A 26,280-nucleotide genomic window follows, 5' to 3' on the forward strand; every position below is an offset into this window, starting at 1 on the left:
CGCGATTCACCTCTCGATCCATTGTGCTGTCAGCAGGGCCTTGGCGAACGCATCCGCCTCGTCCTCGATCACGACTTCCACTTTTGCGTAGCGCCTGCCATAATCAAGGATTTGTGCGCGGGCGTCGATCGTACTGTCGACGGGTATCGGTCGAAGCATATACAGCGTCATGTTTTCGACCACCATGTCGGCGTGGCGCACGCGCCGCAGACAGACGCGCGCCGCCTCTTGGATGATGGTGGTAAGTGGGCCGCTCGCCAGTGTCCCCCCGCTCGTCGTCATCTGCGGTGTCACCTGCCCACGCAGCAACACCTGTCCCTCACTCGCCTGCACGGCCGCAAAGTCGCGTACCACCACATCTTCCACCGTCTCCGCCACCTGTGGCTGCCGACTCATAATCTGTAAGGCCCGAATCACGTCTTGCCGCGTCAGAACGCCAACCAGATGGCGATCACGCACGACCGGCATCATCTCGATGCCCTCAAACGCCATGCGGTGAGATGCCGAAGCAATGGTCGTCTTCGGGGTCACCGTAACCGGATGGCGCGTCATAAAACGCGCGATGGACGCAGATGAATCGGCTTCCGCGACGTCGCGAGGACTGATGATGCCCACCAGCCTTCCATTGCGATCCACCACTGGCACGCGCGAATGCCCCGTCGCCTCAACCAAGTGGTAGTAATCGCGCACCGAATGCGTCGGTGTCAGCGTCGCAAGCGACTGTTCTTGCACGACGTCCTCGACGTAAAGAATGTCTTTTTTAATCATTTGATCGTACAACGCTCGATTGATCAGGGCAGCCGTCGTGAACGTGTCATACGAACACGAAATCAGGGGCAACTGATACTCGTTTGCGAGCCGCTCGACCATTGGCGATGCCGTGAAGCCGCCTGTAATAAGAACTGCCGCGCCACTCTTGAGCGACATGCGCTGCACCTGCTCGCGGTTGCCGACGATCATCAGGCTGCCCGGGTTTAAATAGCGACTGATGGACTCGGTTTTCATCGCACCGATGACCAGTCGGCCGAGGGACTTGTGCAATCCTTCCCGCCCACCTAGCACCGTACCCTCGACAATGCGCACCACTTCGGCGAACGTCAGGCGCTCGATCTGCGCCTTTTCCTTGCGTTCCACGCGAACCGTTCCAATTCGGTCCAACGTCGACACGAAACCTTCTCGCTCAGCATCTTTAATCGCTCGGTAAGCCGTACCTTCGGAGACATGCAGGACTCGGGCAATTTTTCGAACAGAAATTTGCGTGCCAAGCGGCAACGACCGTATGTAGTCGAGAATTTGTTGGTGCTTGGTAACCACGTGTCTTCCCTCGCCCGAGGCCGGACTGCAAGTCCGCCGATATCTATCCTCCATATTACCGAAGAAGTTGGAATCGATCACGCCGCACACAGTGTACAATGTGAGGTGAATTCAGGAACAGGAGACGTGGACACATGAACATGTACGACGGCATGCGGCGCGTGGTAGGCATGAAAGGGACGGGGCACCCAGTACTGGACTGGACATGGCGGATTGCCGTCATTCTGTTTTGCGATTTGATTGGCGCCATCTCCGTCAACAACTTTTTGACACCTGCCCGTATTTTGGCCGGGGGCGTCACTGGCGTCGCCCAGATCATTCACCATTACGTACACATACTTGGCGTCGGCACACTATTCTTTGTCTTCAATATTCCGCTGTTTCTCATTGGCTATAAGTATCTCGGCAGACGGTTTATTTTGCAGACCGGCATCGCCATCCTAGGATTCTCGATCATCGCCGACGCCGTTCACATTCACTTTCAGACACCAAAAGATCCACTTCTGATGGGTTTGTACGGCGGCGTCTTAAGCGGTTTGTCGTCGGGCCTTGTGATTCGCGTGGGCGGCTCGATGGGAGGCACGGATATCCTGAGCCTCGTCATCAACCGGCTGACGGGCCGCAGTGTGGGATCCATCGGATTTGTGATGAACGCCGTGATCGTCATCCTTTCGATGTTCGTGTTCGGCGTGCCGGCAGGGCTGTATACCTTGGTCAGCATGTATGCGGCATCCCGCGTGGTCAGCGGCCTGATGCATTTCCAACAGCGCAAGACCGCGCTCATCGTCACCGAAAAGCCGACAGAAGTCAGCAGCGAAATTGGCCACAAACTCGTTCGCGGCAGCACCATCATGCGCGCGTACGGAGCGTACACGCAGCGTGAACGCGGTGTGCTTTTGTGTGCGATGACACATCTGGAGATGTCCGACCTCCGAGATCTGGTACAGTCTATCGATCCAAATGCGTTCATCACCATTCTCGATACGACCGAAGTGATTGGCCGTTTTCGGCAGAACAATCCCTAATGATCTATATGTGTCATGTTGTGCGATAGGTTTAATTGCCGAACAACCTGTCCAAACTTCTTGATAGCGATGAATTTTGCAAGTTGGACAAGGAGTGTAAGATTCGTGGCACAAATCCCGCTTCCATTGGTATTGGCGATGGTCGCCATCGGCATCGGTGAATGGCCAGGCGTGAGCGCTTGGTCGGAGTTCAACATCCTACACCATGCCCTTGTGCATGGGCTCTTCGCACTCGCTGGCGCTTTGGCAGGCTTTCAGGCCGCATGGTGGACTCGACGCGCACAAGATTCTGCATTTGCACAGCCGGAAGATCGCGATGGCGAGGTGATATCGTGAAGCAAAACCCTGTGATGTACGTTGTCATGCTGTATCTATCGGCAACGGTGGTAGCGCTCGTGTTCCTACCTGGATTGATCAACGACGATGGACGAGTCTCGCACTTGATCCAGCATTTGCTGATCATAGCCGGTACAGCCACGTTCGCTTACGCCGCACAGCGCTTGCGGCAGTTGGCGGTGCAACGCAAGGCGTGATCGTAAAATAGGATTGCCAGCAGGAAAAGTACCCCCACAGATGACCCTCATCTTGGCGAATGATATGGGTAGCACGCAAATGAGGTGAATCCTGTGGCAAGAGGCCTGTTTGTCGCACTGTTTTCGGCCGCTGCGGCGCTCGTCGTCACAGCCCATGGACCAAGCGTTCACGCTGCATCGAACCCGGTTCCGCTGCTTACTGCGTTCAATAACGCCATAGACAACGGAACCGGAAACGCGACCATGCCATCACGCCCCTCGTCAAACAAGTCCAACAAGTCGAGTATCAACCACATCATCACAGAGTTTGAACAGGCTATCGCTCCCTATCAGCATATTGAACCGAAAAAAGTCCCACATCCAAATCAAGACAACGACAGCGCCCCGGCACCTACATCACCAGACGATATCGCCTTGGCCTTGCAACAAACGCTGAGCGCATATCAGACGGCAACACAAAGCGACGGGGCGGCGCAAACTCAACTGCAAACCGCTGTGAATGCATACATTGCAGCACTGCAAGAGGCTGTTTCAGAATCGCAAACAGACTTGCTGACAGCGCAAGAACCGCAATCGACCAACGTCATTTCCTACCTGGAAGATGCCCTCGTCAATCAATACGCGGTAGATGCCGGCCTTAAAGGTCTTCGAAAGGCTGCATCTGACAAAGACGCTTCAACTATGCTTTCTGTATTGACGGATATGACGCAAGAAGAAGAGCAAAAGGTTGCTGATATTCGAGCTGCGTCGCGAATCCTGGAGAAAGCCACAAGCGCGTTGCTTGCTAAACTGTCAAATGAATAGACCCCGGTTGCACACCTAAGCTGTACCACTATCGACGAAACTATTTCGTTTAAGGCCGTTCCAGCATGCGTGAATTCTTGTTGGAACGGCCTTTGTCATTTTTGTGTTATGGGGGATGATAGCGTTTTGGCTGCGCCAACGGTTTTGGCTCCATGCGCGCACACCCGTATCTCACCTTCGCATCGTTCGGTCGGGTTGACGATACCTCCCGAGTCTCGCTAAGCCCGAGCAACTCGTATGCACTTTTCCACCTTCGATTGGCTTTCGACTCAGAGCGTGTTCCCACATGTGATTGACGGATAGGCATATGTACACGAACGGATTCGCGGTAAACCTTCACCGTCTTGACAAGTACCATGCAAAAGGTAGCAGCAGCTTACATGCCCCTCTCTAGTACTCTTGTCACGTTCGACCCCGTGTTCTCACCGTCATGGTAAAGGAAGCAACCTTCAAAGATGCGTTCAAGCAAGGCATGGTAATGTATCGAAGGATTTACGCGAGCGGTTGCTGAAAGCACGGTTCACGCGAACGAGGGGTTGTAGACACATGAAATATCATTTCGCATTTCACAAAGATGCACTTTGGGGCATTGGAATCCTCGCCTTATTTTTGTACGTAATATCCACCGCAACCGATGAATGGATAGGCCTGTATCATATGAAGTATATAGGCTATGATTACGGATATTTTTATTACGCATTCCAGCAAGTCCTATACCATCACACAAGCTGGGGTTTTTTGTATAATCAACACAATCAACTGCGTTTTCTGCATCAGCAAGGCTTTCCGAATAATCCGAACAACCAATACGTTTATCCACCTCAATTTGCCCTGTTGTTTTGTTGGTTAGCTGTCATTCCATTTTGGACTTCAGTTGTCTTATGGCAAACAGCCTCCCTTATTTCATGCATTTTGGGCGTATATTGGCTTGTCCGCACGGTGTGGGGACGAATTCGTCGAATTCATTTAATCCTTCTTCTATCGGCTGCCTTGACACTTACCCCCTTTCAAATGGACATAGGTGTAGGAAATGTAAATAGCATACTCTTCGCTTGTTTCTCATTATCGTTTTTTTTCATGTACAGAAAAAACAACGAAGCCATGGCAGCGGTCCCTTTGGCCTTAGCCGTTCTGATTAAGGTCACGCCGTTATTCGTCTTCGTGTTACTCGCTTTGCAAAAAAAATGGACGACCATGAAGTATACCATTCTCTTTGTAGCTGGTTTCACCGTTTTTTCCTTTCCGTTGACTGGACTATCTACAACCGTTCAGTACATAATCCATTTTTTACAGTTCGGGCAGCAAAGCATGAGAAATGGCCCAGCTCCTTACAACCAATCGTTGCTCGGTGTCCTGCAAATGTTTGCACTGCACTCCAATCATCCGATGCGCCCAACTGAAACGATCATCTTTTCTGCCTACGTGGTCGTTGTGTGTTTCATGATTGCTGTCTCAGTTCTACGATCTACCGCCGACAAGTGGATTCTGCGTATGGGCATGACGAGTATGATGCCGATTGTGATCTCGCCTCTTGTCGAGCAGCCGCACATGGTATTTACATTTCCGGCTTTGGTGGCATTACTTTGTTGCTTGACCCTCAATAGCAACCATGATGGACTTACGCTCCATATCCTCAGGGTAACTGTTATATTGGCATATATCTTCGAATCTTTACCCTTCACGTTCCTGCTCAATCATGTGACCCATCACTATGCATCCCTGTATTGGATCCATATGCCAATGTTTGCATCGCTTGTGATATTACTGATAGCGCTCATGTATATGTTGAACTTGAGACATCCAAAAGAGCAAATTGCTGATAAGCCCAGTTTCCGTGTTGTGTCTCAGGTCTCATTGGATACCACAAAGATCATACACTCCAAAACAGGTTCGGCGAGGTGACCGTGACCAAGGGTCTTCTCGCAGTAAATGGCTTGACACGGAGAAACGGACATGCCCCTGTTAATCGAAAGTGATTCCTTGGCCAGATTAACATAGCTGTAGGAATGGGATGTCCGCAAGTTCTCCATATCAACCCACATGACGAGTTAGATATTCCCCGCCGATCCAAGGATCCGTGATTTTGGGTCTATACCTTGACTGAACCAGCCAACCTCTCCTTCACGGCGGTGCATTTAACTTGCTACGTACACCTGTGCTGTTACCATTGCAGCTTACAGACCGAGACGCGCTGCGCTGTGACTATCTAGGATAACGGTAACATCCTTGTGAAGTTGCAACATACTCGCTGGAACATCGGTACGAATTCCATCTTTTAACGCCTCGTAGATAATATCAGCCTTGTGCTCTCCAAATGCCAAGAGCATAATCTGCTTAGCCTGCAATATTGATTGTATGCCCATGGTAATCGCCTGGCGAGGAACATCATCCTTTCTCGAAAAGAATCTCGCATTCATGTTTATCGTTTCAGGTGTTAAATTCACCACGTGCGTACCCGTGATTAACGTATGAGACGGTTCATTAAATCCAATGTGTCCGTTTACGCCGATCCCGAGCAGTTGAATATCAATCGGATGATTCCGAATCAAATCGTTGTATCGTTCACATTCGGCCTCAAGGTCCGGCGCGACTCCGTTAGGTAGATGCGTCGCTTGCATGGGAGTCCCTATTCGCGAAAACAAATGCTCACGCATAAACCAATGATAGCTTTGCGGATGATTGGGTGAAAGACCAACGTACTCGTCCAAATTCAACGTCGTTACATGGGAAACATCCAGACCGCAACGAACGAGATTCACCAACGCATCATAGACCGGCAAGACCGTTTCTCCTGTTGCCAGACCAATGACGGGGCGCTCCGATGAGGTAATAACTCTTTCTACCATCGAAGCGGCATAGATGCCCGCATCGGAAGGTGTGCGAAACACGCGAATGTTCATGTCCTCTCCACCGCCCTTTATATCAAATCGCCATAGCCTATTGCTCTCTAGTCCATCGAGAGCGCCTCAGCAGAGTCAATGCATGCCTCTGTATAAGCTTCTTGAATCACTTTTTGTCCAAATGGCCACTCTTTCTTCCGGTATGCCCATGCCAAGAAGGCGATAATCCCAAGCGCCGTCCATACAACAGCCAACCGAATAGCTGCCCAACCCGAGGAACAAAACACGTAAGCCCAGCCGATGAACGCTAGAATACTAGGAATCGGATAGAACCACTGACGGAATGGTCGTTTGAGATTCGGTTGACGCTTTCTAAGAATTGTTAAGGCAACGATCTGACCCATGAATTGAATGACAATCGCCATCGCCATGAGTGCATTGATAATGTCTGTGAGGTTGAAAAAACAACAAATTGCCATAATTATCCCCATGACAAGAAGGCCTACATAAGGGAAATTGAGCTTGGGATGCAACTTCGAAAAGGATCTGAAAAACAGTCCATCACGGGCCGCGTTGTAGGGAAGTCTAGAAGCGCCAAGCAGGCCCGTATACACGGATGCAAAGCAAGTCCAAATAATCAATAGCGTAATGATGACCGCACCAGGACGTCCCCAAACGTCTTGAACCAGTTGTGTGCCAATATCCGTACTCTTCATCGCCAACTGCCATGGGATATTCCCAATCATCCCAATATTCATGCAGAGATATATCATGGCGACGAACAGAATGGACAATAGAATGGAGCGTGGAATGGTTTTCCCAGGATTTGAAATCTCATCCCCAAGATACGAGGCGGTATAGTACCCCATGTAATCGTAAATGGAAATCAGCATTCCACCACCGAGACCAAGCAAAAACTTTGAAGGCGCGAATGCGTTAGGTGGAAACGTGAAAGCCAGATGTGCGTTAAAATGTATCGAGGCTGCCACGATCACCATAACAACCGTCAAGATAGCACCTATCCATAATACGGTTGTCAATTTTCCAACGGATGTAATCCTTCGCCACAACAGAACCATCGTGATGATGGTGACAAGAACGGCAACTAACTTTGATTCCAGCCCCGTCATATGCGGAAAGAAATACGCCAAATATTGTGTCAGCCCGATGGCACCAGTGGACATAATGAGTGGTGTGACAATCAGTGTTGACCAGACGAAAAGAAATGGCATAAGCTTGCCTGTTCTATATTGAAACGCCTCTCTCAAATATACGTAAGTCCCGCCTTCACCCGGCATAGCAGCGCCCAACTCACTCCATACCAATCCGTCAAGAGCCGCCAAAACAGCGCCAATCATCCATCCAAAAATCGCTTGCGGGCCTCCCATTGCCGACAAAATGATGGGTACCGTGATAAATGGACCAGCTCCCATCATCTGTGACATATTGGTGGCTGTAGCTTGGAAAAGCCCGATTCCACGCTCCAAGCGTTGTCCTTCTCGAAGCTCCACGACATGTTCACCTCACGACTATGAGTTCGTTTTACATCCGGTACATCTCAAAAATCGGACTCGCCGCCGCTCCATAGGCACCTGCTAATTCGCCTAGCTGCGCCAATGTTAGATCTGCTTGAATCGGCATGATTTGTTTCAAACGTTGATCAATGCACTGTACGAGTGTATTTCCAACTCGCATGACACCTCCCCCCAAAATGATCTTTGCAGGGTTTACTAAGGCAATCATATGAGCTAAAGCAAAAGCCAGGTACTTGACCGTCTTGTTCACGACATATTGCCCAAGTTCATCGCCTTGACGTGCGGCTTCGAAGACATCCTCGGCACGGATTTCCCTACCTTGAAGACTCGAATGACCAAATTTATTCATATTCGATTGCACTTCCAATCGAATACCAGTGCCTGATGCGACATTCTCAAGGGCACCGAATCGGGTCACGTCACTTTGAGCATTGGTAAACGGATCGATAGGGACGTATCCGACCTCACCTGCATACCCGGCCGCGCCACGATGAATCTGCCCTTGGATCATAAGTGCTGCACCGATTCCAGTGCCAATGGCTACAAAGATGACGTCGTCATCGTCACGGCCAGCACCAACCCACTTTTCCCCTATTAACGCCATATTCACGTCATTGTCGACAATGATAGGCTCCGGCAAGTACGAGTGAAAAGCCTCTTTGAGATTGACATTCACCCAATCTAAGCCTGGGGCAGCTAAGACCGTGCCGTCCATATAGTTGATAAGACCCGGTGCGCCAACCCCGGAACCAACCATTTTGTCCATTGGAACGCCAGACTCCTGGAGAAACCTTTGCGCTTCCGTACGCAAATGCTCAACTGTATCAACACCTTCTCGGCGTGATGCAATTTTCCGCTGTGCAATCACAGTTCCGGCGAGATCGGTGAGCAAAAACATCGTCTTGGTTCCGCCAATGTCCATTCCAAATGAATACCGGGCGGTTGGAACAAACTCCAATCGAACAGAAGGGCGTCCTCCTCTGGATGTTGAGCTTCCAGTTCCCACCTCGCGTACGAAACCTTCCACAAGTAAAGAGTCAACAATGTCTGATACAACCGAACGGCTGAGTTCTAATCGCTTCGCGATATCAGCTCTTGAAATGGGTTGATTCAATCTCACCTCCCTCAATACATTGGCACGATTGACGTTGCGCATGACAGTACCCATTCGCATTCCGTACACTCCCCAGCAGGTTTGTTTGCTCTTACACCAAACAAACTTTCTCTTGCGCATTATATCCTCAACTGGCTGTTTTGTAAACGCATTCAAAAAGTCGTACTATCAGTCCTCAAACGATGATTCGCGGAGACCACCACGTAATCCAGCAACACATGACTTGATTCACATAATTGAGGAAATAGGTACTAAAAAAAAAAAAGACCCTCAGCATTAAGCTGATGGGCCTTCCTGCATACGCAGGACACTCGGGTTTAGGTACAGTGTAGAACAGTTCGTCTACACCACACTATGAAGTATACTGAGGTTCCAAGCCTTGCACATGAGTCCTGAGACCTATCTTTTGCAAAAAACACATTTCCTTTGTGTCATGGTGTCGATCCCGACAGCCAAAAAAGACGACTTACATTTGATACAGATCGGACGAAAGATAGCGCTCGCCAGTGTCCGGCGCCAAACACAGGACTCGTGCATCCTTGGGCAGTTTACTGGCCACCTGCAAGCCGTGGAAAACGGAAGCTGCCCCCGATGCACCAAGTAAAATACCTTCCTCTGCAGCTAAGCGCCGCGCTGTATTTTGTGCGTCTTTGTCCTCGATGAGCAGAATCTCATCGAAAGCTTTGCGATTCAAGATGCTCGGCACAAAGCCTGGGCCTGTCCCTGGGATTTTATGAGGTCCAGGTTGCCCACCCGACAAGACCGGCGATCCTTTCGGCTCGACGACATAGATTTTGAGTCCAGGAATCCTTTTCTTCAGTTCTTCACCCGTACCAGTGACAGTGCCACCCGTGCCAGCAGTGAGAACAAAAGCATCGAGCTTACCCTCAAAGTCCTCATAAATTTCAACCGCCGTCGTGCCACGATGGGCGTCTGGGTTCGCCGGATTATCGAACTGTTGCGCGATAAAGCTGTGCGGAATGCTTGCCGCCAACTCTTCGGCCTCCTTAATCGCCCCTGTCATCCGCTGGGCCTCTGGTGTGAGATGAACTTCTGCTCCGTAGGCTTTGAGCAGCTTGACGCGTTCTTCGGTCGCGTTTTCCGGCATCGTGATGATACAACGATACCCCCGGGCGGCACACACCATCGCCAAACCAATACCAGTGTTTCCCGATGTCGCTTCGATCACGGTGCTCTTTCCTGGAATCAGCTTGCCTTCCTTCTCAGCTTGCAAAATCATGTTCAGGGCTGGCCTGTCCTTCACGCTGCCAGCCGGATTTTTCCCTTCCAATTTCACATAGACTTGTGCACCATTCGGGTCTGGAAGTCGGTTAAGACGAACTGTGGGCGTATGGCCGACGAGCTCGAGAATCGAATTGTACAATGGCATGGCATTTGCTCCTTGTTCGAATTGAGCTAAGGTGCTTGATCGACAGCAGAACACCTAGCACTACAAAATAGATTCAACTCTTATAGTATAACTCGGAAAAAGTGAAATTTCAGTTGCTGTTTTGAGAATCACCAGCTGACTCAGCCGACGTTCAACACCTCGTTTAACAAGTCGACGGCACTTTGCTCGTCCTGGCACACAAGCAACATGGTATCGTCGCCGCAAATAGTACCTAAAAGGCCAGGCGGGTTCAGCGCGTCCATCAAGGCCCCGATTGCATGCGCGTTTCCCGGTGCCACCTTGATGATAATCAGATTGTTGGCACGTGCCTGGGAGATAAATACATCAGCCAGACGCCTGCGCAAAGCGTCAAGCGAAACCGTATTCGTTGCCGTCGGTATGGCGTATTTGTATTTTCCGTTCGATCCGACAATTTTAATCAACTGTAGTTCCTTAATATCGCGAGAGATAGTCGCCTGAGTCACCTGAAAACCAGCTGCCTCGAGTGCATGAACCAGTTCTTCCTGCGTTTCGATTTCCTGTTGGCTCACCAGTTCTCGTATACGCAACAACCGCTGTTCTTTCACGTGTATTGCCTCCTGCCGTTTGAGTACACCAGGGCAACCATTGGCCTCCCACTGCATTCCCTTTTTGGACGCAGTTCGCTACACTAAGTGTGAGAGGTGGGTCAAGATGGACCGGGAGCGACAAATTCTCCACATCGACATGAACGCGTTTTACGCTTCGTGCCATGTTGCCCAGTCACCACACCGCTACGCTGGCAAACCGATTGCCGTGGCCGGCAATCCAGAAACGCGCCATGGCATCGTCGTCACAGCAAGCTACGAGGCGCGAGCGCGCGGCGTACGGACGACGATGACGGTCGCCGAAGCCTTGCGGGCATGCCCCGAGCTGCTCGTCATTCGCCCAGACTTCCCACTCTACAGATCATTCGCACGCCAAGTATTTGACACGGTACGCCGTTTTACGCCTGCTGTCGAGATCGTCAGCATCGACGAATGCTATGCGGACGTGACCGGCAGTTCGCAGTTTGGCGACGACATCGAGATTGCCCGTAGGATTCAATGTATGCTTCGCGCTGAATTGCAGCTTCCCTGCTCCATCGGCGTTGCGACCAACAAGTTTTTTGCGAAAATGGGCAGTGATCTGCGCAAACCCATGGCAATTACGCGCATTGACAAGACAAATTATCAAACTCTGCTTTGGCCGCTACCCGTCTCGGAGATGCACGGTGTAGGACATCGCACCGCGTTGGCCCTGCACAAAGCCGGCATTCGTACGATTGGCGATCTCGCCGTTGCTCCTATTGAACTTCTTAAGCGGCTCTGCGGCAGTCGCGGCGCCGTGCTTCGCCAGTATGCAAATGGCTTGGATGAACGCCCTGTCGTCAGCGGCCGTCCAGATCCCAAAAGTGTAAGCCATTCTGTCACATTGCCCCTCGATACCACAGATCGGGATTTGATCCGACGCACACTCCTGCAATTAGCGGATCAAGTGGGCAGACGGTTGCGCAAGCACGGCAAGGCTGGCCGTGTCGTTACGCTAATCGTCCGCGACAAGTCCATGCAGACCATCTCGCGGCAAGCCAAGCGAGCGCTGGCCTCGAATTTGACAGATGACATCTACCGCGACGCCACAGCCTTACTCAATGCGAATTGGCCCGTACAAAAGCCTATCCGCCTGCTCGGCATCAGCGTCAGCGACTTGATCGACGCAGCGGAGATCGACACCACATGGCAACTTGGGTTGTTCGATAATCCGCGCAGTCAGGCCGCCTTTGAGAAGCGGTTGCGCCTTCAAAGGTTGACAGAGGTCACCGATACTTTACGCAATCGATTTGGTGAGAATGTCGTCGTCCGCGGCCGGATGATTGAACGCGACGGCCGGGCCACTCATGATAAGCGGGCTCACGGCACGTCGCTGCAGACAGACAACCTACATGAAGAGGAGTCTAACAAATGGAAGTCATGAATGGAAATCTGGACCCGATTGTTGCAATCTTGACCTGTTTCGCTTTGGCCATTGGCCTGGTCGCTTGGACAAGCAAACGCGAATAGGCGCAGACCCTAGCGATGAAAGGAACCCAGAGCGACCTCACCCACGCGCACGTACGCGCGCTTGGGAAACCGGCGCTTCTGCTTCCGCTCGGTACTCCTGCTCTTCAAGAAGCCGTTTACGCTCCTTATCGGCTCCGAAAACGAAATACAGATTGGCGCAGATAGACAAGGCTAACACCAACATCCACGCTGCCGTAAATGTACCCGCAATGCCATGCGACATCCGCGGCAGCCGTGGGATACCGTAAGCGCCAAGCGCTATTGCGGCGCACGTGTACATGATGGACTGGCGCCGAATTTGGCGTGGAACCCCAACCTTCCTTCGCACCACAACCAACTCCTTTTTTCCACCTTGTCCACGTATATGTATGCTTTCGAAGAAGTATGACCCGTCGCCGCATGGGGAACATTGAGTCCGAAATCACTTATGTGGAGGAGGAGAACGCATGAGCGTACTCGACAGCTTCGACAAGTGGCGGGAGTTTTTGGGGGAACACGTCGACAAGGCCCAAGCGATGGGATTCAGTGACGAACAGATCTCGAACGTGGCGAAAAAGATGGGTGAATTCTTGGCGGATAAAGTCGATCCGAAAAACGACGAGCAACGTTTGCTCAAAGAAATGTGGGACAGCGCAAACGAGCAAGAACGCAACGCGATTGCCAGCGTCATGGTCAAAATGGCCGACAAGGCTCACTAAGAAGCAGCGGCGGGCCGCAAGCGCGGCCCGCTTTTTCAGTATCACTTCGCACGGTTACAGCACGTACGTTTCCCCAATGTTCAACTCGACGCCCTGAATGCCGCGCGCCTTGAGGTCTTTCACAAACTGCGCCCCATCTTGGGCAATAAGCGGGAACGTATTATAGTGCATCGGTATCACCGTTTTTGCGTGCAACCACTCGCTTGCAATCAAGGCATCCTCAGGTCCCATGGTAAAGTTGTCGCCAATCGGGAGCAGGGCGAGATCGATCTGGTTCAATTCGCCGAGAATCTTCATATCGCCAAACAAGCCCGTATCGCCAGCGTGATAAATCGTCTTTCCTTCGATGGTCAACAAATAGCCGACGGGCGGCCCGACATAGACAAGGCCTTGGTCCGTCTCAACACCAGAGCCATGGAATGCCAAGGTGACTTTGACGCGGCCAAACGGGAAATCCGCCTTCCCTCCGATGCCGAGCGGATGAATCTGCAACCCTTTGCGAGCATAGTAAACCGCCAGTTCATTTGCTGCGATGATCGTCGCATCGTTGTTGCGGGCAATGGCTTCTGCATCAAGGACGTGATCGGCATGGCCATGCGTCAACACAACGTACGAGACCTTGACGTCTTCGGGCTTGATAACGGCCTTTTCGTTGCCGCTGAGAAACGGATCAATAATCAGTCGATGTTCCCCGCTCTCGACGATAAAACAGGATTGTCCATGATATGTAATCTTCATTCGTTGCGCCCCATTTCTTCAAACATCTCTGCCGCAGAAACAACTTGCACGTCAGCCAATGTCTTGGCCAGAATGGCGTGAACATCCATCAGTAGCGTCTGCAGTTCTCGATCCGCCTGCAAATACTTGTTGACGTTCACGTTCAACTGTACGACTTCCGCAAGCTTTTGCATCGTGGATACTTCTTCTTCCGTCAACCGATCCCCACGGAGTTGTTTGGCTTCCATCCTCATTCGCCGTCGAAGGTAATCGATCAACATGTCTTTCGCCGACGGATCCTGATCTAAGGCGCGTACGGCCTCGCGTGCTCGCAAAAAGGGCTCCCACTCGCGAATCGCCTTAGCCAGCGCGTGCGCATGGTCATACGGATTCACCGAACTCCCTCCCCATAGCATTATAATTCTTGTTGGATGCATCGTCCAAATCCAATCCTGTTCACCAGTTGGGTGTGTGACGAGATCGTACAAGACTTGATATGCCTGTTTAGTTATACTGTCATCGTGGAAAGGACGTGGACAAATGAGTGCCATGACCGTTTATGAAGCCATTGGCGGCGAGACCACCATGCGCAGACTCGTGGAGTCATTCTACGACAAAGTAGCTGCCGACCCACTGCTGCGCCCATTGTTCCCGCCGACCTTCGATGAAGTGAAAGAACGCCAATTTTGGTTTATGACACAACTGTTCGGTGGCCCCCGCCTCTACACGGAACGCCGCGGACAACCCATGCTGCGCGCCCGCCACCTGCCGTTTCCGATCACGACGCGCCATGCACAGGCGTGGTTGCGTTGTATGACAGGCGCGATGATCGATGCGGAAATCCCCGCGCCCGCGCGCGAGGCCATGTTGCAGCGATTGACTGCGACAGCCTACCACATGGTCAATACGGAACTGGAGGAGGAAACAACTCGACATGAAAGATGAAACACCCGTTGGCACACTGGGTGAACGGCTCGCCCAATTGCGCAAACAGCGTGGATTGACCCAAGCCAGGCTGGCGGAACGAGCCAACATCTCGACGAGCGCTGTCGCGATGTACGAAACGAATCGGCGACAACCAGACGATGCCACGTTGCTTGCACTCGCAAAGGCCTTGGAAGTACCGATCACGACGCTAAAACCAGACACCGCAGAGCAACTGACCGCAGGACCGACAACCACCGTGACGCCGCGTGCTCCCGTGATGGGGAGCGAACAGACCAGTTCGGTTAGCGTGCAAAGCCCGCAAAATCTGCAAAGTCTGCAAAGCGTCAAGGAGGCCTCCTCCGACGCACAGGGGGTCACGCAACTTGCCTTGACCCTTGAAGAGGCAAGGCTCATCCTTTTTGTGCGCATGCACCCGGACGCGATGCCTTTTTTGCAGCAACTTGTAACGGCTGATGCTGAAAAACGCAAACAGTTGGAAAAAACATGGCGGCTGATTCAAGCCTTTCAAGCTTGAACCAGCCGCCATGTTTTCGTTCGACGCGCTGCCTTGCGCACATATCAGCTTGCCGACACCCGATATGGAATTGGATCGCGTGCTCCGGCCTCCGCAAATCCCTTCAGCCGCAATCGACAGCTGTCACACTCGCCGCAAGCCTCCTCACCGCCTTGATAACAAGACGTCGTAAGTTCATACGGGACGTTCAAGTCCAGACCATTGCGAATGATTTCGGCTTTCGACCAATGGAGCAAAGGCGTCTCGATTTGCATCGAACGGCCTTCCACGCCTGCCTTGGTACCAATGCGCAACACGTGCTGGACACCTTCAATGAACTCCGGCCGACAATCCGGATATCCGCTGTAATCCAGCGCATTCACGCCAATGTAAATCGCTGTTGCCTCGATGACTTCCGCATATGAGGCCGCGATCGACAAAAACAAAAGATTGCGTCCAGGCACGTACGTCACAGGAATATCCCGCGACAGGCCAGACACCGGCACCTCGATGGCGTCGTCGGTCAGAGCGCTGCCACCGATTTGCCTCAGGAAGTCGAGGGAGACGATACGATGATCGCGAACTCCATAATGCGCCGCCACCTTTTTGGCACACTCAAGCTCTATCCGATGGCGCTGTCCGTAATCAAACGTGATGGGAAACAACTCGTACCCGGCGTGCTGTGCGATCCCCATGCAGGTGGTGCTGTCCAGTCCACCGCTTAAAATGACAACTGCCTTGGCCACTTCCATACGCCTCATTTCTATATGCTTGTCCGCCTGTCCGTTCTATGTCGAGCGTTAACACGCCGATGGCGGTGCCTCCGCAAACATGAAGCCATTCTCTCCAAAGTCGACAAGTACGCCCTCAAGCAATTGCAAACACACCTCGTCGATCACGACGGTGACGCCATCGCCTAGCTCTGCCTGTGTCTGCTCTGCACTCCCGTTCGCTACAGGCACAATGCGGTCCAGTCCGGTCATCACATCGTCGACCGTCAGTTGAAACCTTGGTCCCCCGCACTGATACGCGCGGGCAATGCGAATAAATTCTCCCGAACATAATTCCTCGCGATGGAACCGCCCGATTTCAGAACACGCTGCACTCGTGAACGTCGGCATGAGGTGCCTCCCCTCCCAGTTCATTGTAGCGCCTCTCACAATACGCGTCACGATGCATATCCAACCATCGGAAAGCCGCCGCTGGACATTTGTGCAAACAAATTTACAATAAGCGATGTCAGTCAGTATACTATACGTCAATAACAAAAACTGCTACCGCCCATGACGAGGCCGAGTAGCGGCCGCGAGCGTGCCCAAGCGAATCGGGAAGTGGTGTGAGCCCGTGCACGAATCCGCCGCGAATATCCCCTCCAAGGCATCTGCTGAACACGCCTGGCGGACTATCGCCCGGCAAAGTAAGCAGAATCGGTTCCCTCCCGTTATCAAGGGCCGAATGGTGGTCCTCTGTCGCGCCATGCGCGTCGTACCGCGGCCACCTTCGACAGATGGAGCGATCGGCATATGGCAAGCCGAATCGCTAAGTTGGGTGGTACAGCGAGCAAACACTCGTCCCTTCGCGGACGGGTGTTTTTTGATGGACAAAGAAGGAGTGGAGTCAGACATGTCGATCCGCAAAGTCGATGCCAAAGAGCCGGCAAAAGCGCGTGAGGAACGCGTACTGTCGTTCTGGCGCGATCGCGACGTTTTTCACGCGAGCGAGCAGAACCGCGATGGGCGCCCAGAATGGGTGTTCTACGAAGGCCCGCCGACGGCAAACGGCCTGCCTCACCCCGGCCATGTGTTGACGCGCGTATTCAAGGATCTATACCCCCGCTATCGGACGATGAAGGGCTATCACGTGATGCGCAAAGCGGGCTGGGACACGCACGGGCTGCCCGTCGAAATCGAGATCGAGAAGAAATTTCAGATCAGCGGTAAAAAGCAAATTCAGGAGTTTGGCGTCGAGAAGTTCGTGCAAGCATGCCGCGAGAGCGTCTTCAAGTACGAACAGACCTGGCGGCAATTGACGGAGCGCCTGGGCTATTGGACCGATCTCGATCACCCATACATGACGCTGACCGACGACTATATCGAATCCGTATGGCACTTGCTTAAAACCATTTTCGACAAAGGGTTGTTGGTGCAGGGGCACCGCGTCAGCCCGTACTGCCCGCATTGCGAGACCACACTCTCGAGCCACGAGGTCGCACAAGGCTATGCGGACGTCAAGGACCTCTCCGTCACCGCGAAGTTCCGCGTCAAAGACGGCGACGTGGACGGCCGTCCAACGTACATTCTCGCTTGGACGACGACGCCGTGGACCTTGCCGAGCAACGTCGCACTCGCCGTCCACGACGACCTTACGTACGTGCTGATTCACAAGGCAGATCTGAATGAAAACATCTGGGTCGCGGAAGGTTTGCAAGAGCGCTTCCTCGCCGCAGGTGACAGCGTGATCGCGAAAAAGACGGGGCGGGAATTGGTCGGCACCGCATACGAGCCGGTGTTTCCATACGTCGTCCAAGATGGCAAGAAGCACATTGTCATTGCCTCCGATCACGTCACGGACGACAGTGGGACGGGCATTGTTCACATGGCACCTGCGCACGGCGAAGACGACTACAAAGCCTGCCAGCGCGCTGGCCTCGTCTTCATCAACTTTGTCGATGAGACCGGTTGCTACACGCCTGATGTTCCGGACTATGTGGGCCGTTTCGTCAAAGATGAGGACTTGAATGTCGATCTCGTCAAGTCCCTTGCGCACCGCGGTCTGCTATATGACAAGCACAAGCACGAACACTCATACCCGCACTGCTGGCGCTGTGACACGCCGCTCATCTACTATGCCATTGACTCGTGGTTCATTCGCACGACCGAGTTCAAAGACGACTTGATGCGCAACTCGCAGTCGGTCAACTGGATTCCCCCGCACGTGCGCGAGGGGCGCATGGGCAACTTCCTGGAAAACGTGATTGACTGGAACTTGTCACGCAGCCGCTACTGGGGAACCCCTTTGCCAATCTGGCGCTGTGACGTATGCGGGCAGCTCGAATGCATTGGCTCGAAAGCGGAACTTGAAGACAAAGCTGGCCGCCTGCCGCAGGAATTGCACAAGCCGTACATCGACGATCTGACATGGCCTTGTTCGTGTGGCGACGGAACCATGGCTCGGGTCCCCGAAGTGATCGACGTCTGGTTCGATTCGGGATCCATGCCGTTTGCCCAATTGCACTATCCCTTCGAGAATCAGGAGCTATTTGAAAAACTGTACCCCGCCGACTTTGTCTGCGAGGCCATCGACCAAACGCGGGGATGGTTTTACAGCCTGCTTGCGATCTCGACGGCCGTCACAGGCAAGGCGCCCTACAAGAACGTGTTGGTGCTTGGCCACGTGCTCGATGAACACGGCAAAAAGATGTCGAAGTCGAAAGGCAACGTGATCGATCCATTCGAGGCGTTCGACATGCATGGAGCCGACGCGCTGCGCTTCTATTTTGTCGCGAACACACAGCCGTGGAATTCGCAGTTGTTCTACCACCGCGCAGTGGCCGAGAGCAAAGCGAAGTTCATCGATTTGTTGCAAAACATTCACCAGTTCTACGCGCTATATGCCGGCATCGACGGGTTCGATCCGCGCACGGCGAAGGAAATTCCGGTGGCAATGCGGCCGCTCATGGACCGCTGGCTGCTGGCGCGCCTGCACCAGACGATCGCGACTGTCGACGCGGCATACGAGCGCTATGATGCGACGACGGCAGCACGCGCTTTGCAAGCGTTTGTCGATGAGCTTTCGACGTGGTACGTGCGGCGCAACCGGGATCGGTTTTGGGCGTCAGGCATGGAGGACGACAAGGTATCGGCATATCTGACACTGTACGAGGCACTTTCGACGACAGCGATGCTGGCGGCACCTGTGACACCGTTCTTGGCGGAAGACATCTACCAAAACATCGTACGCTTAAACGGCGCTTCAACGGACGTGCCCGAGAGCGTGCATCTGTGCGACTTCCCGGCTGCCAATCCAGGACTGGTCGACGAAGGACTGATCCGCGAAATGGCAACCGTCCTCCGCGTGGTCGAAGCAGGGCGTCATCTTCGCAACGAAAGCAAGATCAAGACGCGCCAACCCTTGTCGGCCATGTATGTACCGAAAGCGGAAGAGGCCGTTCTTGGCAGGTTTACCGAAATCTTGAAAGACGAGTTGAACGTCAAAGACGTGCGGTTTGTCGATCTCGACGACATCGCGAAGCCGGAGTTGTATCTGCAGTTGGCTGCGGTCGGAAAAAGCTTTGGCAAGAAGACGCAGCAGCTTAACCAGGCGGCAAAAGCAGCCACGGCAGAACAGATTGAGGCGTTTCGCGAGCATGGTGCTGTCGAACTCGAAGGCGAAACGCTGACGACAGAACACGGTGAAATCCGCTACCGCGCAAACTTCGAAGGCCTCGTCAGCGTCGACCATCGCGGTTTCGTGGGACTTGTCACGGAATTGACACCAGAGCTCATTGAAGAGGGCTACGTCCGCGAGATCATCTCGAAAATGCAGATGATGCGCAAAGAAGTCGACTACGGCGTGACGCACAAAGTGCGTTTTTACGCCGCCGGGGACCCAGAATTGCTCGGGGTGATCGAGCGCAATCGCGAGCGGATCGAGTCGACGGTGCTGATCCGTGAATGGGCGTACACACCGCTTGTGGACGCGGATCTCGAGAAGGAATGGGATGTGAATGGAAGAACATTGACGCTTGCCGTGGGGCGCTGATGGGCACTAGAACGTGCCCCAGAGCCCCTGGTATGTTCTCACCAACGCGAGCTTTCGGGCGCGCGGCAGCCGCTTGATGGCTCGTTCGCGCCGTAAAGCCGCACATTTGTCGGCATGTGATTCGACGTAAAGCAGACGAACAGGGCCGCGCCCGCGTGTGTACTTCGCGCCGCGGCCTTTGTTGTGCATTGCGATCCGCCGCAACACGTCGGTCGCATAGCCGGTATAGAGAGTTCCATCGCCGCACTCGACGATGTACACGAAGTGTCCTTGTCCACGATCGCCATCCGATTCGAGTCGGGCAACGTCCTTGTTCATGCTTCGAGAAACGATTCGACGTCGGCCAGTACGTCGCTTGCAGCTTGCAGTGTGAAGCCATGTCCGGTGCCAGGATACTCGCGCAGGATCGAGTTAGGAAGCCTGCGGTGCAGTGTACGGCCATTTTCCACAGGGATCAACATGTCGTCCGTACCATGCAGCACGAGCGTCTCATGCGTGATGGCTGGCAGCCTGTCATACGTCCCCGGCCACGTCTGTATGGCATGGAGTTGTCGAAAGTAGTTCTCCCGCGGCATCGGATGGCGCATCAGTGCGCGGAAGCTGTTTTCGAGCAACGGCAGATTCTCGGCAATAAATGCGTCTGGAAAGAGAAGTCGAATCTGATTTTGCAGCTCTTGCCCCGCATCGCCCGGCTGTCCCACCAGCATGGCGGCGGCCTCCGCTGTCGGGGGCGTCTGCTCCTTTCCTCCACACGTCGTACACCCAAGAATCAACTTTCGCACGTGCCCAGGGTGGTGCAGGGCAACCTCCTGGGCAACCATACCACCCATCGAAACGCCAAACACGTCAGCCATCGCGAGACCCAAGTGTTTCATAAGACCGACGACGTCCTCCGCCATATCGACCAGCGTAAACGGCTTGTCCCCACGCAACACCGTCCTCGCGGCACCGCGATTGTCGAAGACGATGAGCTGACGCTTAGCGGCAAGCCGCCGAACAAAGCCACTCCCCCACCAGTCGGCGTTTCCGCCAAGACCCATAATCAAAATAAGTGGCTGGCCTTCTCCATGCACTTCGTAATACAGCTCGACAGCACCCAAGTCAGCTAGTGGCACCCTCGCTTCCTCCCATCGCACCATCCACAAATATAAAAAAAGAGGCACACCTAAACGCAGGTGGCCCAAATCAGGGGTAAAGGGTTAATACAAATGTAGCACAACGGCGGAGATATTTCCATGGCCAAACGGGCAATCCATCGCTACATGGTGTCGGTCAATGTGCAGACACAGACGTTTTACACAGGTCGTGACACGCACTCTCCAAGCTGCAGCAGAGCGAACAGATAGGCGCTTTGTGAAAAGGACAGTACAACACATCGACCTTTTCATACACAAATCCGCACGATGCACAAGTCAACTCATCAGGTGAGTCCGAATGTTTGTGGGTCTCGTGATGCCTATCCGAATGTTCGAAGGCATTCTCCCGCGCAATGTAGTATTTGCCCCGCGTCACAAGGGCAATTACGGGAGCGAGTACGAAGGCCAACACGAAAGATAAGAACGGCGAGTATGCCTGGAGTATCAATCCAAACGCCCCAAAGAAGGCCGCAATAGACACGCTTGCCGCAATGATCATGGATCCAAATCCAACTGGGTTAAAGTTGTATAAGTGTCCGCGCTTAAATTCGATATAAGAGGGGCTGATTTTCAAAAGACCTTTGTTGATGACGAGATCGGAAACCACCGCCCCGATCCAGGCGACCGCAAGATTCGAGTAAAACCCGAGCACTGTGTTCAAGAACCCAAACACGCCTGCTTCCATCAGACCAAGCGAAATCCCCACGTTCAGGAAAAGCCAGACGATGCGGCCCGGATGCGAGTGGAAGATACGCGAAAAGAAGTTAGACCATGATAGTGATCCTGAATACGCATTTGTCACGTTGATTTTGATCTGTGATAGCAGTACGAAGAATGTGGCTAATGCAAGCGCTGCATAACCGTTGCCTATCACTGTATGAAAGGCTTGCGTGTACATTCTGATTGGCTCGTCAGCCGCTTTGCTTCCCATAGCCGGGTCAATCCACGAAGCTAAAAGGGAGCCTCCCAGTTGTTTGATGGCACCTAAGATGACCCAACCCGGGCCTGCAAACATGACGGCTAACCACCATTTGTTGCGATTTTGGGAAGTGAGGTTTGGCATGAAGCGCAGATAATCCACCTGCTCTCCAATTTGCACGATTAAGGACAACGTTACACCGGCAGCTAGACCGAACTCCAAAGGGGTAAAGTGGCTGCCGGAAGCCGAGGCTCCACCAAATTGCATCCAGTGCGAAAACACGGACGGATCCTGAAGCGCGATCGCGACGAACGGGCCGAGCATCAGCACGAGCCAAACAGGTTGGGTGATCATCTGCAGCTTGGACAAAGCCGTCATGCCAAACATGACAAGTGGGATGACAACCAAGGAACAGATAAGGTATCCGATAGCCAGAGGAATGTGGAAGAACTCTTGCAACGCCTGCGCCATAACAGAACCTTCAAGTGAAAAATAGATGAATGTAAACGACGCATAGACCAGTGAGGCCAGGGTGGAACCGTAATAGCCGAAGCCTGCTCCGCGCGTCAACAAATCCATATCAATATTGTGCTTGGCCGAGTAGTATGCGATGGGAATACCAGTAAGGAAAATCATAGCCGCCACCACTAGAATGGCGGTCATGGCGTTCGCAAAACCGTACGTTAGCACTACAGAACCACCAATGGCGAAATCAGCCATATAAGCGATCCCGCCAAGAGCTGAATTCATCACGGTCCATTCACCCCAACGACGGAATGACTTCGGTGCATAGCGGAGGGCATAGTCCTCCAGCACGGGATTTTGTACCCAACGATTGAATGTACGCTTGGGCCTCAAGTGCCCTTGTTCTGGCTGCGGATGAGACATCGAAACCCCTCCCAAACCATCTGAACTGTTTGCAAACTCAACCTAACATTCCAAACCGCACATTGGCAATCAAAATTGTTATATAAACTAACATGTATAATCAATTTTTTAGGAACATCTGAATCGCGATGATATTTATGTTATATAATACAACCTTCATCTTAGCTCATATCAGGCCAAACTGGAGAATTAACGAGATGATATGTTATATTATTTAACAATTATACTCCAGAACAAACTGTTCAACCTCTCTGGCCACAGCCGACGGTATTAGGAGGGACCAACGGTATCGTCGAATTCTCAAACGCCCGCTTGCACCCTGACGCTTTCCACCCAATCTGCAATCGATAGATCGGAAAATGAGAATGCATTCCGAATCGTTGGATTATTTGTGAACGTGTGGTGTTTTAGAACCGGAGATGACGAAATAAAGTGGAGAACAATGTGATTATGAAGACATTGTGAGCAGCCGTGCTGCCGTAGGGGTCATAATCAATTACAAGATAGAACGTCTACACAGAGCGAGGTCATGAACAAAACAATAATACATGCTGACCAGCCTCGCCCGTAAGCGAGGCTGGTCAGCATGTCATGTCAACCAAGAGTCACGACTTTACACCGCGCGGCCGGACGACGCTTTCCGTTTCATACACGACCTTGCTGTATGGCATCACCGACTGCGTCACCCACGCGTTACTCCCAATTACGCTGTGATGGCCGATAACCGTGTCACCACCCAGTACGGTGGAGTTCGCGTATAGCACGACGTAATCCTCAACGGTCGGGTGACGCTTAATATGGCGAACCAATTCACCGCCCTCGTCCTTCGGGAAGTACAATGCACCGAGCGTCACACCTTGGTAAATCTTCACGTGGTTTCCGACGACCGCTGTTTCGCCAACAACAATGCCAGTTGCGTGATCGATCATAATGCCGCGGCCAATGGTCGCACCTGGGTGCAGATCTACCCCAGTCAAACGGTGCCCGTATTCGGTCATCATCCGTGGAAGCAACGGTACCCCAAAGCGATGCAGCAGATTTGCAGCGCGATAAATCAGGAGCGCAAGAATGCCCGGGTATGTCAAAATGACCTCGTCGTGACCGGACGCTGCCGGATCTCCATTGAGCGTTTCGACGACGTCTTCATACACAAAGTCCTGCAGAGTTGGCAGATGTTCGATAAACGCATCCGCTTTGGCCCAAGCGTCCCTGCGGGTGTCCTCCGTACCGCCGCTTGCGAGACAAGATTGATAAGATGCGCGATGAATCTGCTCCGCAAGTACGGAACGCAAGCGTTCAATTTTATCTGTAAGGCGGCGATCCGCCTCAACCTCAAAGTAATTTGGCAACAAGGATGACCTGGTCAAGAGGACGATTTCTCGGATGGCCTCCGGCTCTGGATGACAGGTACGCCCTTTAAACATACGGCAACTGTTTTGCAGCAAATGGCTGGCAATGTCCTGGGTGTTCATCCCGTTTCTCTTCCCCTCTCGCTCCCTTTGCCTGTGCGTCTCTTACGAGTATACATCGCTATAAGTTTGCAAAAAACTCTGTAATCCCGTGTGTAAAGTGGGATTTTCGCATCGTGCCACATACCCAGGATGGACGCCATTTTCCGTGGGGCCTTTTTACGATATGCTCCTATATGAAACACCTGTCAGCGACGAAGTGACAGGCAGAGAGGAGTGTGGATCCAATGGACGCTATCGAATCGTATTTGTCCACCAACCGCTCGCGCCACTTGGACGAACTTGTCGACTTGTTGTCGATTCCAAGTATCAGCGCGCTGAGCGAGCATAAGGCGGACGTTCGCCATGCGGCGGTCTGGATTCAACAGAAGCTGTCCGATGCCGGTTTCGAGCACGCCACCCTGATGGAAACGGGCGGCCATCCAGTCGTTTATGCGGACTGGCTGCACGCAGAACATGCGCCAACCGTATTGGTTTATGGTCACTATGACGTGCAACCCGTTGATCCTGTCTCGTTGTGGAAGACGCCGCCGTTTGAGCCAACCATCCAAGGCAACCAGATCTTTGCGCGCGGTGCCAGTGATGACAAGGGACCGACACTCATGCACATCCATGCTTTGGGTGCCTTGCTCGCCGTGTCGGGAAAACTCCCGGTCAATATCAAATTCTGCATTGAGGGCGAGGAAGAGATTGGATCCGCACATCTGCACTCCTTTATGGAGAAAGAGCGCGAACACTTTGCTGCAGACCTCATTCTCATCTCCGACACGACGATGATCTCGCCGACTCAGCCAGCCGTCGTCTATGGACTGCGCGGCCTGACCGCTTGTCAAATCGACGTCAGAACAGCGGCAAGCGACCTCCACTCCGGCCTCTATGGCGGTGCCGTTCCCAATGCGATTCACGCCTTGGTGGAAGTGCTCAACAGTCTCCACAATCCAGACGGATCGGTGGCAGTCGCAGGCTTTTACGACAAGGTGACTCCCCTCGCACAAGACGAGAAAGAACAGTACGCAAAGTTGGGTCATGACGACGAATCCTATCGAGCGTCTCTTGGTCTTACTCAGTTGCACGGCGAACCCGGCTACACGACCTTGGAGCGGCTTTGGGCGCGTCCAACACTCGAAATCAACGGCATATACGGCGGCTTCCAAGGTGAAGGCACAAAAACCGTGATTCCTTGTGAAGCACACGCGAAGATCACATGCAGGTTGGTGCCAAACCAAGATCCGGGGGAAATTCTCGACCTGATTGAAAACCACCTGGCGACGCATACGCCCACGGGTGCACAGGTGACGTTGGTTCGCCAGGACGGTGGCAAGCCGTATCTCGCACCATATGACCACCCAGCCATCCAACTGGCTTCTGAGGCATATGCCCACGCATATGGCACACCAGCCGTGTTCACGCGCATGGGCGGATCCATTCCCGTGGTTGAGACGTTCGCCAACGTGCTCAATATCCCTGTCGTGATGATGGGCTTCAGCCTTGGCGATGAGAACTTCCACGCACCAAACGAACACTTTTCACTCGATAACTTTGACAAAGGATTGCGCACCTTGTGTTACTACTACACACACCTGCCCCAAGCGATGGGTCAGGCTTAATGTATCGTCGA

The 26,280-nt window shown here is 52.9% G+C and carries 26 protein-coding genes and 1 pseudogene; 11 read left to right on the plus strand and 16 right to left on the minus strand.

Annotated features, from left to right (window positions below; genetic code table 11):
- Positions 1-6 precede the first annotated feature (6 nt).
- Complete coding sequence (locus tag C7445_RS01445) at positions 7-1,314, minus strand: DRTGG domain-containing protein (RefSeq protein ID WP_134158251.1); 1,308 nt, start codon at positions 1,312-1,314, stop codon at positions 7-9.
- Positions 1,315-1,448: 134 nt separating this feature from the next.
- On the opposite strand from C7445_RS01445, the gene C7445_RS01450 reads away from it, so the two are divergent.
- From C7445_RS01450 to C7445_RS01470, 5 genes are all read left to right on the plus strand, one after another.
- Positions 1,449-2,339 carry a YitT family protein gene (locus C7445_RS01450; RefSeq protein ID WP_134158252.1) on the plus strand — a complete coding sequence of 297 codons (891 nt, stop codon included), beginning with the start codon at positions 1,449-1,451 and terminating at the stop codon, positions 2,337-2,339.
- A 105-nt stretch (positions 2,340-2,444) separates the two neighbouring features.
- On the plus strand, positions 2,445-2,675 hold the full coding sequence (locus C7445_RS01455) for a hypothetical protein (RefSeq protein ID WP_134158253.1): 231 nt from the start codon (positions 2,445-2,447) through the stop codon (positions 2,673-2,675).
- On the plus strand, positions 2,672-2,872 hold the full coding sequence (locus C7445_RS01460; RefSeq protein WP_134158254.1) for a hypothetical protein: 201 nt from the start codon (positions 2,672-2,674) through the stop codon (positions 2,870-2,872). The genes C7445_RS01455 and C7445_RS01460 overlap by 4 nt, the downstream gene beginning before the upstream one ends.
- A gap of 93 nt (positions 2,873-2,965) precedes the next feature.
- On the plus strand, positions 2,966-3,676 hold the full coding sequence (locus C7445_RS01465) for a hypothetical protein (RefSeq protein WP_134158255.1): 711 nt from the start codon (positions 2,966-2,968) through the stop codon (positions 3,674-3,676).
- A 546-nt stretch (positions 3,677-4,222) separates the two neighbouring features.
- Positions 4,223-5,578, plus strand: a complete 1,356-nt coding sequence (locus C7445_RS01470; protein WP_134158256.1) for a glycosyltransferase family 87 protein — start codon at positions 4,223-4,225, stop codon at positions 5,576-5,578.
- Positions 5,579-5,850: 272 nt separating this feature from the next.
- Here the strand turns inward: C7445_RS01470 and nagB are convergent, their stop codons facing one another.
- The 6 genes and pseudogenes from nagB to argR all read right to left on the minus strand — a co-directional run bounded on the left by nagB (position 5,851) and on the right by argR (position 11,199).
- Positions 5,851-6,576, minus strand: a complete 726-nt coding sequence (gene nagB, locus C7445_RS01475) for a glucosamine-6-phosphate deaminase (protein ID WP_134158257.1) — start codon at positions 6,574-6,576, stop codon at positions 5,851-5,853.
- A 47-nt stretch (positions 6,577-6,623) separates the two neighbouring features.
- Positions 6,624-8,003, minus strand: a complete 1,380-nt coding sequence (locus tag C7445_RS01480; protein WP_208320799.1) for an APC family permease — start codon at positions 8,001-8,003, stop codon at positions 6,624-6,626.
- Between the two features lie 55 nt (positions 8,004-8,058).
- Positions 8,059-9,009 (minus strand): ROK family protein, encoded by a 951-nt coding sequence (locus C7445_RS01485; protein ID WP_243834869.1) that lies wholly within the window; start codon positions 9,007-9,009, stop codon positions 8,059-8,061.
- A gap of 63 nt (positions 9,010-9,072) precedes the next feature.
- Positions 9,073-9,285: pseudogene (locus tag C7445_RS14945) on the minus strand (MarR family transcriptional regulator); the annotation flags it as partial.
- A 346-nt stretch (positions 9,286-9,631) separates the two neighbouring features.
- Positions 9,632-10,555 (minus strand): cysteine synthase A, encoded by a 924-nt coding sequence (gene cysK, locus C7445_RS01490; RefSeq protein WP_134158259.1) that lies wholly within the window; start codon positions 10,553-10,555, stop codon positions 9,632-9,634.
- A 140-nt stretch (positions 10,556-10,695) separates the two neighbouring features.
- Complete coding sequence (gene argR, locus C7445_RS01495; RefSeq protein WP_208320801.1) at positions 10,696-11,199, minus strand: arginine repressor; 504 nt, start codon at positions 11,197-11,199, stop codon at positions 10,696-10,698.
- Positions 11,200-11,248: 49 nt separating this feature from the next.
- Between argR and C7445_RS01500 the strand changes: the two genes are divergently transcribed.
- On the plus strand, positions 11,249-12,547 hold the full coding sequence (locus C7445_RS01500) for a DNA polymerase IV (protein WP_134158260.1): 1,299 nt from the start codon (positions 11,249-11,251) through the stop codon (positions 12,545-12,547).
- Between the two features lie 123 nt (positions 12,548-12,670).
- On the opposite strand, the gene C7445_RS01505 is transcribed toward C7445_RS01500, so the two are convergent.
- Positions 12,671-12,961: a hypothetical protein gene (locus tag C7445_RS01505; protein ID WP_243834870.1), complete on the minus strand. Its 291-nt coding sequence runs from the start codon at positions 12,959-12,961 to the stop codon at positions 12,671-12,673.
- A 118-nt stretch (positions 12,962-13,079) separates the two neighbouring features.
- Between C7445_RS01505 and C7445_RS01510 the strand changes: the two genes are divergently transcribed.
- On the plus strand, positions 13,080-13,331 hold the full coding sequence (locus C7445_RS01510; protein WP_006447229.1) for a DUF3243 domain-containing protein: 252 nt from the start codon (positions 13,080-13,082) through the stop codon (positions 13,329-13,331).
- A 54-nt stretch (positions 13,332-13,385) separates the two neighbouring features.
- Here C7445_RS01510 and C7445_RS01515 read toward each other — a convergent pair whose 3' ends face one another.
- Entirely contained in the window at positions 13,386-14,069 is a 684-nt protein-coding gene (locus tag C7445_RS01515; RefSeq protein WP_134158261.1) for a metal-dependent hydrolase, read from the minus strand.
- Entirely contained in the window at positions 14,066-14,443 is a 378-nt protein-coding gene (locus C7445_RS01520; protein ID WP_134158262.1) for a YlbF/YmcA family competence regulator, read from the minus strand. The genes C7445_RS01515 and C7445_RS01520 overlap by 4 nt, the downstream gene beginning before the upstream one ends.
- Positions 14,444-14,588: 145 nt before the next feature.
- Here C7445_RS01520 and C7445_RS01525 point away from each other — a divergent pair, with 145 nt between their 5' ends.
- Positions 14,589-14,993, plus strand: coding sequence for a globin domain-containing protein (locus tag C7445_RS01525; protein WP_134158263.1), 405 nt, complete (start codon positions 14,589-14,591; stop codon positions 14,991-14,993).
- Entirely contained in the window at positions 14,983-15,510 is a 528-nt protein-coding gene (locus tag C7445_RS01530) for a helix-turn-helix domain-containing protein (RefSeq protein ID WP_134158264.1), read from the plus strand. The genes C7445_RS01525 and C7445_RS01530 overlap by 11 nt, the downstream gene beginning before the upstream one ends.
- 44 nt (positions 15,511-15,554) lie before the next feature.
- On the opposite strand, the gene queC is transcribed toward C7445_RS01530, so the two are convergent.
- Together queC and C7445_RS01540 are read right to left on the minus strand one after the other, a co-directional pair.
- A complete protein-coding gene (gene queC / locus C7445_RS01535) occupies positions 15,555-16,241 on the minus strand; it encodes a 7-cyano-7-deazaguanine synthase QueC (protein ID WP_208320802.1) in 687 nt (228 codons plus the stop codon).
- A 48-nt stretch (positions 16,242-16,289) separates the two neighbouring features.
- The gene (locus C7445_RS01540) at positions 16,290-16,610 is read right to left on the minus strand and encodes an iron-sulfur cluster assembly accessory protein (protein ID WP_134158266.1); all 321 of its coding nucleotides are present in this window, start codon (positions 16,608-16,610) and stop codon (positions 16,290-16,292) included.
- A gap of 502 nt (positions 16,611-17,112) precedes the next feature.
- On the opposite strand from C7445_RS01540, the gene ileS reads away from it, so the two are divergent.
- The gene (ileS, locus tag C7445_RS01545) at positions 17,113-20,250 is read left to right on the plus strand and encodes an isoleucine--tRNA ligase (RefSeq protein ID WP_134158267.1); all 3,138 of its coding nucleotides are present in this window, start codon (positions 17,113-17,115) and stop codon (positions 20,248-20,250) included.
- A gap of 6 nt (positions 20,251-20,256) precedes the next feature.
- On the opposite strand, the gene C7445_RS01550 is transcribed toward ileS, so the two are convergent.
- The 4 genes from C7445_RS01550 to C7445_RS01565 form a co-directional block, all read right to left on the minus strand.
- Positions 20,257-20,568 carry a GIY-YIG nuclease family protein gene (locus C7445_RS01550; RefSeq protein WP_134158268.1) on the minus strand — a complete coding sequence of 104 codons (312 nt, stop codon included), beginning with the start codon at positions 20,566-20,568 and terminating at the stop codon, positions 20,257-20,259.
- Complete coding sequence (locus C7445_RS01555) at positions 20,565-21,365, minus strand: alpha/beta fold hydrolase (RefSeq protein ID WP_166668939.1); 801 nt, start codon at positions 21,363-21,365, stop codon at positions 20,565-20,567. The genes C7445_RS01550 and C7445_RS01555 overlap by 4 nt, the downstream gene beginning before the upstream one ends.
- Before the next feature lie 157 nt (positions 21,366-21,522).
- Positions 21,523-23,193, minus strand: a complete 1,671-nt coding sequence (locus C7445_RS01560; RefSeq protein ID WP_134158270.1) for a purine-cytosine permease family protein — start codon at positions 23,191-23,193, stop codon at positions 21,523-21,525.
- 605 nt (positions 23,194-23,798) lie between these two features.
- The gene (locus C7445_RS01565; protein ID WP_134158271.1) at positions 23,799-24,665 is read right to left on the minus strand and encodes a serine O-acetyltransferase; all 867 of its coding nucleotides are present in this window, start codon (positions 24,663-24,665) and stop codon (positions 23,799-23,801) included.
- Between the two features lie 224 nt (positions 24,666-24,889).
- Here C7445_RS01565 and C7445_RS01570 point away from each other — a divergent pair, with 224 nt between their 5' ends.
- Positions 24,890-26,269 carry a dipeptidase gene (locus C7445_RS01570; protein ID WP_134158272.1) on the plus strand — a complete coding sequence of 460 codons (1,380 nt, stop codon included), beginning with the start codon at positions 24,890-24,892 and terminating at the stop codon, positions 26,267-26,269.
- The last annotated feature ends 11 nt before the right edge of the window (positions 26,270-26,280 follow it).

The sequence above is a fragment of the Alicyclobacillus sacchari genome (assembly GCF_004366795.1).
GTDB classification, from domain to species: domain Bacteria; phylum Bacillota; class Bacilli; order Alicyclobacillales; family Alicyclobacillaceae; genus Alicyclobacillus; species Alicyclobacillus sacchari.

Bases quoted from the DNA above. Each gene is read 5' to 3' on its own strand.
- C7445_RS01570 (WP_134158272.1), top strand. From the start codon at position 24,890: ATGGACGCTATCGAATCGTATTTGTCCACCAACCGCTCGCGCCACTTG.
- C7445_RS01550 (WP_134158268.1), bottom strand. From the start codon at position 20,568: ATGAACAAGGACGTTGCCCGACTCGAATCGGATGGCGATCGTGGACAA.
- C7445_RS01560 (WP_134158270.1), bottom strand. From the start codon at position 23,193: ATGTCTCATCCGCAGCCAGAACAAGGGCACTTGAGGCCCAAGCGTACA.
- ileS (WP_134158267.1), top strand. From the start codon at position 17,113: ATGTCGATCCGCAAAGTCGATGCCAAAGAGCCGGCAAAAGCGCGTGAG.
- argR (WP_208320801.1), bottom strand. From the start codon at position 11,199: ATGCAGTGGGAGGCCAATGGTTGCCCTGGTGTACTCAAACGGCAGGAG.
- queC (WP_208320802.1), bottom strand. From the start codon at position 16,241: ATGGAAGTGGCCAAGGCAGTTGTCATTTTAAGCGGTGGACTGGACAGC.
- nagB (WP_134158257.1), bottom strand. From the start codon at position 6,576: ATGAACATTCGCGTGTTTCGCACACCTTCCGATGCGGGCATCTATGCC.
- C7445_RS01540 (WP_134158266.1), bottom strand. From the start codon at position 16,610: ATGCCGACGTTCACGAGTGCAGCGTGTTCTGAAATCGGGCGGTTCCAT.
- cysK (WP_134158259.1), bottom strand. From the start codon at position 10,555: ATGCCATTGTACAATTCGATTCTCGAGCTCGTCGGCCATACGCCCACA.
- C7445_RS01515 (WP_134158261.1), bottom strand. From the start codon at position 14,069: ATGAAGATTACATATCATGGACAATCCTGTTTTATCGTCGAGAGCGGG.
- C7445_RS01565 (WP_134158271.1), bottom strand. From the start codon at position 24,665: ATGAACACCCAGGACATTGCCAGCCATTTGCTGCAAAACAGTTGCCGT.
- C7445_RS01500 (WP_134158260.1), top strand. From the start codon at position 11,249: ATGGACCGGGAGCGACAAATTCTCCACATCGACATGAACGCGTTTTAC.
- C7445_RS01530 (WP_134158264.1), top strand. From the start codon at position 14,983: ATGAAAGATGAAACACCCGTTGGCACACTGGGTGAACGGCTCGCCCAA.
- C7445_RS01450 (WP_134158252.1), top strand. From the start codon at position 1,449: ATGAACATGTACGACGGCATGCGGCGCGTGGTAGGCATGAAAGGGACG.
- C7445_RS01470 (WP_134158256.1), top strand. From the start codon at position 4,223: ATGAAATATCATTTCGCATTTCACAAAGATGCACTTTGGGGCATTGGA.
- C7445_RS01510 (WP_006447229.1), top strand. From the start codon at position 13,080: ATGAGCGTACTCGACAGCTTCGACAAGTGGCGGGAGTTTTTGGGGGAA.
- C7445_RS01525 (WP_134158263.1), top strand. From the start codon at position 14,589: ATGAGTGCCATGACCGTTTATGAAGCCATTGGCGGCGAGACCACCATG.